10 protein-coding genes are annotated in these 6,338 nt (G+C 50.3%); all 10 read left to right on the forward strand.

The genetic code is table 11. The features are described 5' to 3' along the window. Positions 1-304 precede the first annotated feature (304 nt). On the forward strand, positions 305-802 hold the full coding sequence (locus BUB86_RS05075; protein WP_073206475.1) for a DNA-binding protein: 498 nt from the start codon (positions 305-307) through the stop codon (positions 800-802). 68 nt (positions 803-870) lie between these two features. Further along, on the forward strand, positions 871-972 hold the full coding sequence (locus BUB86_RS17545; RefSeq protein WP_175549416.1) for a smalltalk protein: 102 nt from the start codon (positions 871-873) through the stop codon (positions 970-972). 278 nt (positions 973-1,250) lie between these two features. Continuing rightward, on the forward strand, positions 1,251-2,585 hold the full coding sequence (locus BUB86_RS05080) for an ATP-binding protein (protein ID WP_073206478.1): 1,335 nt from the start codon (positions 1,251-1,253) through the stop codon (positions 2,583-2,585). A 14-nt stretch (positions 2,586-2,599) separates the two neighbouring features. Next, on the forward strand, positions 2,600-2,728 hold the full coding sequence (locus tag BUB86_RS05085) for an N-acetylmuramidase domain-containing protein (protein ID WP_081373109.1): 129 nt from the start codon (positions 2,600-2,602) through the stop codon (positions 2,726-2,728). Between the two features lie 88 nt (positions 2,729-2,816). Further along, entirely contained in the window at positions 2,817-3,902 is a 1,086-nt protein-coding gene (locus BUB86_RS05090; protein WP_073206481.1) for a radical SAM protein, read from the forward strand. Positions 3,903-3,945: 43 nt separating this feature from the next. After that, on the forward strand, positions 3,946-4,080 hold the full coding sequence (locus BUB86_RS18115) for a hypothetical protein (RefSeq protein WP_262503380.1): 135 nt from the start codon (positions 3,946-3,948) through the stop codon (positions 4,078-4,080). Positions 4,081-4,088: 8 nt separating this feature from the next. After that, entirely contained in the window at positions 4,089-4,361 is a 273-nt protein-coding gene (locus BUB86_RS05095) for a PqqD family protein (RefSeq protein WP_073206484.1), read from the forward strand. Positions 4,362-4,380: 19 nt separating this feature from the next. Then, a complete protein-coding gene (locus BUB86_RS05100; protein ID WP_175549417.1) occupies positions 4,381-4,872 on the forward strand; it encodes a S24/S26 family peptidase in 492 nt (163 codons plus the stop codon). Positions 4,873-4,875: 3 nt separating this feature from the next. Then, on the forward strand, positions 4,876-5,733 hold the full coding sequence (locus BUB86_RS05105) for a hypothetical protein (protein ID WP_073206490.1): 858 nt from the start codon (positions 4,876-4,878) through the stop codon (positions 5,731-5,733). 148 nt (positions 5,734-5,881) lie between these two features. Continuing rightward, positions 5,882-6,338 (forward strand): ABC transporter transmembrane domain-containing protein (locus BUB86_RS05110; RefSeq protein WP_254795101.1); only part of this gene is annotated, 457 nt, incomplete at its 3' end.

The following is a 6,338-nucleotide window of genomic DNA, read 5'->3' on the forward strand; positions in this document are numbered from 1 at the left end:
GGTTGGAGGGGTAAATTTACCTCTATAAAATATATATTATATATAATATATATTTTATAGCTACTTTTTAGAGTTCAGAAAGCTTAATGACCTTAATGACAATGACAATGCTGACAACAAATTAGTTAAAATTTCCCACAATTTATTAGAAAAACATTCGTATACCGCAATCAGAATGTAGTACCTTTGCATCGTAAAAATAACGCTCCCACGTGTGCGTAAAAACTCTCACGTGCGGCGGTAAACATTGAACATTGAACATTGAACATTTCACTATTCACTAATAATTATTCACTAAAAAGTTATGGCACTAAAAGTTAAAGCACAAGAGAAGTTGCAGAAGATTGGCACCTATGCTGGCACGTACCGCTACATCATGATGCCTGAGTTGTACACCGCCCTCACCCAGGACAAGGTGATTAAGGAGGCTGCCCTGCGCAGCGGCGTGAGCAAGGGCGTGATGCAGGCATGCTGGGATGCAGCCGGCGAGGTAATCAAGGCGTGGGCCACTGAGGGTCACTCGGTAGCGCTGCCTGGATTGGGCACCATGCGATTCGGTCTGCGCGCCAAGTCGGTCGAGAAGGTAGAGGACGTAAAGGCAGGCCTCATCACCAGCCGCCGCATCATCTTCACCCCATCGGTTGACCTGAAGGACGAACTGGCCGCAACCGCCGTACAGATCAGCTGCTACGACCGCGACGGCAAGGAGGTGAAGCGCGTAACCAGCACCGACAGCGGCGACATCGAAAACCCCGAAGATGACGGCCCAACCGGCGGCCTCACCCCTAACCCTGGGGATTAAGGAGTAATCGGGGGTACCCCCGTACCCCCGCTACCGAAAGTACTAACCATTTAAAACAAAAAACAACTATGACCAAGAAAGAAACCATCAAATTCATCGCGCAGATCATTGCATCTGCAGCCACGGCTATCCTTACCGCCCTCGGCGCAACTAGCTGCATGGGCGTGTGAACCACGAAAAAGAAGCGAGGAGTCTCCAATCAGGGCTCCTCGCTATTGCTTATAATAGCGTGGCTGACAGACGTTAATCTCCTAATTCCCCTTCATGTAACCACACCCGCCATCCAGTCACTTTCAAACATCACACGGTCTGTCCCCGTGTCAGGTTAAGGGATTTGGGGATTAGATAGATTTTATAATAGAAAATTGTGGGGAATGGAAAATTTTGGGGTAATAAACTTGTGGGGAATGGAAAATTTTACTATCTTTGCCGCGTAAACAAAGGTTTTATGGAAGAAAGACTGTTCAAAAGAAAAATTTACACCCAACTGCTGAACTGGAAGCAGGAATCGGACGGTAAGAGTGCATTGCTTGTTGAAGGTGCACGACGTGTCGGCAAATCGACCATCGTAGAAACCTTCGCCAAAAACGAATATGAGTCATACTTGCTGATAGACTTCAACAAAGCATCGAAGGCCATCAAGGATTTGTTCAACGACCTGATGGATTTGGACTACCTGTTCCTATATCTCCAGACGGCATATCATGTGACGCTGAAACCAAGGAAATCTGTTATCATCTTCGACGAGGTGCAGAAGTGCCCGCTGGCACGTCAAGCCATCAAATATCTAGTGGAAGACGGACGTTACGACTACATCGAAACAGGTTCTCTAATCAGCATCAAAAAAAATACGGAAGGCATCACGATACCCAGCGAAGAGGACAGAATACAGATGAATCCGATGGATTTTGAAGAGTTCCGATGGGCATTGGGCGACGAAGCAACTGTTCCCCTGCTACGCAAGTTTTGGGAGCAGCAGCATGCCCTCGGACCAGCCCATAGGGAAATGGCACGCAACCTACGGCTATATATGCTGGTGGGTGGTATGCCGCAGGCCGTCAATGCCTATCTTGATACCAATAATTTCAGTAAGGTGGATCAGGTAAAGCGACGCATACTCAAACTGTATGAGGACGATTTTCTGAAGATTGACCCCTCGGGACGCGCGTCGGTCATGTTCCGTTCCATACCGGGGCAGTTAAGCCGAAATGCCATACGATATGTGCCCTACGCGGCAGTAGGCAAGGTGGACGATGATAAAATGACGGAACTTCTAAAGGCTCTTCAAGACAGTAAGACGGTAAACATGTGCTATCACGTGAATGACCCACAAGTGGGTATGGGGCTTTCGAAAAACAAAGACCAATTTAAGATGTTTGTTTGCGATACGGGGCTGTTCATCACGCTGGCTTTCTGGGACAAGAGCTTTACAGAGAATATCATTTACGAGAAGCTTTTGGCAGACAAACTACCTGCCAATTTGGGCTATGTTTATGAAAATCTTGTTGCCCAGTTGCTGGTGGCTGCAGGGAATGAACTTTTCTACCACACATGGCCACGCGATGAGAAGCACTACTATGAGACAGACTTCCTGCTTTCTCGTGGAGCAAAGATTTGTCCTATTGAGGTAAAGTCATCGAGCAGTAAGTCGCATGCTTCGCTTGATGAGTTCTGCCGTATTTATTCGTCCAGGATATTGTGGCGTTACCTGGTATATACCAAGGACTTTGCAAAGGACCAGGAAACCATTATGCTTCCAGCATACATGGTACCGTTTTTATGATGAATTAGAAAAAGGTGCTTGCTGCCTTGCAGAAAAAGGACTGGAAAGCGTTTGCCCGTTTCTATAACGGACCGGCATACGCACAGAACCGTTATGACGAGAAACTCAGCATGGTGTATTCTTCTTTTAATAATAAAGGTTAAACTGTGTTAAAATCGGGGGGGGGTAAAAATGCTTAATCCATAAAAAGTAGATTTTATTTTGTAACTTTACCCGCTGAAACATTACTTTATGGATAAATTACCCTATAGAGAATTCCTGGCGATGTTACAGGAGAAGACCCGCGAGGCGGACATCCCGTATAGTGGCAGTTTCGAGTTGACACCGCTGTGCAACCTCGACTGCAAGATGTGCTATGTGCATCTGCAGGATCCTTCGGTGAAGCACCAGATGCTCTCGGGCGAGCAGTGGATATCGCTCATCCAGCAGGCAATCGACGAGGGCATGATGGAGGCACTGCTCACGGGCGGCGAGGCGATGACGCACCCCGCCTTCTGGGATATCTACATGTATCTGATCAACCACGGCATCGTTACCCGTGTCAAGACCAACGGCCTGCTGCTCAACGAAGAGGCCATCAAGCGGTTTCAGGAGTACAGGCCTTTTCAGATTGACATCTCTCTTTATGGCTGCGACAGCGAGTCGTATGTGGCGGTGACGGGTGTGGATGCCTACGAGCAGGTGGTGAGCCATATCCGGATGGCCATCGATGCTGGGCTGCATATCCAGATTATGATAACCCCCAGCAGTTATATGTCGCCCTGGACGGAGCGGGTGATGCAGCTGGCCAAGTCGTTTTACGTCAACGTGATGGTGAATGACACCCTGATTGACCCTTATGACAATACAGGTAGGCAGAAAAAGGACTTTGATATTCCACTTGAAGAAGACCTGAGAATCCAGGAAAAGAGAAAGGAACTATTTTCGTCAGGATATTCTACTGACGACCATGAGTTCTTTATGAAGCGACTCAACCGTCCTATGTTATCGGACAAGGGACTGTATTGCAGTGCCGGGCGTTCGGGCTTTGCTGTCAATTGGGATGGTGTCTTGCTGCCCTGTCTGTCATTCCCCAGGGATGTGGTGTGCGCCCATCCCCTGCGCGACGGGTTCCATCAAGCCTGGAATGAGATGAACGATGTGGTAAAGAACTACGAGGTACCTAAGGCTTGCCACAGTTGCGAACTGAACGACAAGTGCCATTACTGCCCGATGCATCATCAGAAGGTGGCAGCCAAGCACCTGTGCGATCCTGATTATTGCAACTATGTAAAAGCAAGAATCAAAGCGGCAGAAAAGACTAATAAAGATAATTAACGGCCGAAAGGTCATATTGTATAACAATTAAACTTTAAAAAAGATGAAAACAGAGAAAATGACTTACGAGAAGCCGACGGTACAGAAAGTGGAATTCGACTTCAAGACGAGAATCGCTGCATCGGGGTGTAATGCTACTTCAAGACCTTTTGATGACTGCTCTACTAATAATGAGTAAGCTAGGTAATGAGCAAACCACTATTGAACAAAGACTTCGTGCTCCGCAAGGTGTGCGGTCTGAACGTGGTACTGCCTACGGGGGCGAACGTCAAGGACTTTGGCGGCGCATTGAATCTCAACGATACCGGTGCGCTTATCTACGAGCAGCTGCAGGCTGGCAAGACCGTCGAAGAGACGGTTTCTGCCCTTGTGGCGGCGTATGACGTTACGCCCGAGACGGCCCTCGCCGACGTGCAGGAAACCATCGAATCGCTGCGGGAGGCAGGCGTAGTGGCCTGACCTCCGCCAGCGAGACATGATGGACAAGAAGATATCGTTGACCGTAGAGCAATGGGTAGCGCTGCAGGAGCAGTCGCCTGATGGAACGGGGCAAATCCCTGTCTGGTTTCAGGTGACGGGTGGTAGTATGCTGCCTTTCGTCCGTCCCTACCGCGACGACGTGATGATTGTAGCCGTCAAGGAAGAGGAACTGAAAGTGGGCGACATCGTGCTGTTTCCTGGCAAATACCTTGGTGGCGACTACTGTCTGCATCGGCTCTACCGGATAGACGGTGACCGCGTGCAGACCTTCGGCGACGGCAACCTGCGCCCTGACCATTGGCAGCCCAAAAGGCAGATTCTCAGCAAGGCACTGTTCATCAAGCGTGGACGGCTTACCATCGATTGTGAATCGCCCCGATGGCAGAAGGTATTTCGACTGTGGAACGCGCTGTTGCCCTTGCGCCCTGTATTGCTGCTGCCATTTAGGGTGATGAATAAGTTACACCGCCTATTCCCACGAATCTTTTAGAGTATGCACGAATACTACTTTGCCAACTACCGCCTGCTGGTGGATGATGCCATCAATAACGATGAGTATATGGACTACCTGGCTGGATTCAGCCAGGCGATGCCCGCTACCCATACCTTTACGCTCCATCTGGGCGACGAAGCACAACTTGGCCCCTTGTTCGCAGAAGCTATCCTGCATCCGATTGTCTGCACGACAGACAGGTTTAATATTCACGATACGCAGGATTCGTGGACATTCCTCTCGAATATGGATGACGAAGTGGCAAGGCGCATTGGCAAGTTTGTGCTGATCTGCGCCAGGGACTATAGCGAGATGACGCTATACGTCTCCCAGCGCATCCCCATGTCCTCTGCCATCCGTGCCGCCTGTGAGGCAGGTATGACGATGCGAGACGGGATGCCTCTGCATGCTGCGCTGGTAGAGAAAGACGGCTACGGTGTGGTGTTCCTCGGTCCCTCGGGCATGGGCAAATCGACGCAGGCAAAGCTGTGGGTGGAGCATCAGGGTGCCGACTTCATCATCGGCGACCGCCCAGGCCTTCGCCGCATCGATGGCCAATGGATAGGCTTCGGCATGCCGTGGGACGGCAAGGACGGCATCAAACAACAAAAGCAGGTACCCATCCGCGCACTCATCTCCTTGGAGCAAGCCCCTGAGAACAGCATCCGCCGCCTCACGAAACAAGAGGCGATGATCGTACTGCTCAACCAGGTGATGATGCCCATGTGGGACGATGCCGCCATGGCGCTGCTCACCCCCTTGATGGGCCAACTCGCCACCGAGATACCCTTCTACCATCTGAAGAACCTGCCTAACAGGGAGGCGACTGAGTTGACTCGCAACACCATCATGCAATGACAGATAACGATGTTATAGAGGAAGCTATCTTGAATCACCCTATATAATGAAATATGTAAGTTGGCTTTGGCGGAATTCATGCGGCATCCGCTGGAATACGGTGGTGCGTATTGTTACTGGCATCGTTCAGGTGGTACTCAGCCTATTGATGGTGTGGCTCAGTAAGCGGTTCATTGACGAGACCATCCGCACGGGAACGGCTGACGATGTGCTGAGGATGGTTGAACTGTTGGTGCTGACCGTCGTGGGCGGTGTTGTGTTGAGACAAGTGGGCTATTGGCTGAAAACCTCAGCAAATGTACGGCAGTCGAACGCCCTGCGCCTCCGCATCTTCGGCAGGTTGTTTCACAGACAGTTGTTCACGGGCGACGAACTGCACTCAGGAGACGTGTCCTCGCGACTGGCTAAGGACATTGAACAGGTGACAAAGGTCACGACAGATACCCTGCCCGAAATGGTGATTACAGGCATCAAACTCTGCGGCGCCTTCCTGCTGATGCGCTGGTTCGACGAACGGCTGGCATGGGCATTGCTGTTACTGACACCATTGGCCATCGTTTTCGGCAAACTGATTGCCCGTCGGTTGCGCACCATGACGCTCGATA

The sequence above is a fragment of the Xylanibacter ruminicola genome, from assembly GCF_900142525.1.
GTDB lineage: Bacteria > Bacteroidota > Bacteroidia > Bacteroidales > Bacteroidaceae > Prevotella > Prevotella ruminicola_A.

Coding starts and splice junctions, on each gene's coding strand:
- BUB86_RS05100 (WP_175549417.1), top strand. CDS start 4,381: ATGGACAAGAAGATATCGTTGACCGTAGAGCAATGGGTAGCGCTGCAG.
- BUB86_RS17545 (WP_175549416.1), top strand. CDS start 871: ATGACCAAGAAAGAAACCATCAAATTCATCGCGCAGATCATTGCATCT.
- BUB86_RS05080 (WP_073206478.1), top strand. CDS start 1,251: ATGGAAGAAAGACTGTTCAAAAGAAAAATTTACACCCAACTGCTGAAC.
- BUB86_RS05090 (WP_073206481.1), top strand. CDS start 2,817: ATGGATAAATTACCCTATAGAGAATTCCTGGCGATGTTACAGGAGAAG.
- BUB86_RS05105 (WP_073206490.1), top strand. CDS start 4,876: ATGCACGAATACTACTTTGCCAACTACCGCCTGCTGGTGGATGATGCC.
- BUB86_RS05075 (WP_073206475.1), top strand. CDS start 305: ATGGCACTAAAAGTTAAAGCACAAGAGAAGTTGCAGAAGATTGGCACC.
- BUB86_RS05095 (WP_073206484.1), top strand. CDS start 4,089: ATGAGCAAACCACTATTGAACAAAGACTTCGTGCTCCGCAAGGTGTGC.
- BUB86_RS18115 (WP_262503380.1), top strand. CDS start 3,946: ATGAAAACAGAGAAAATGACTTACGAGAAGCCGACGGTACAGAAAGTG.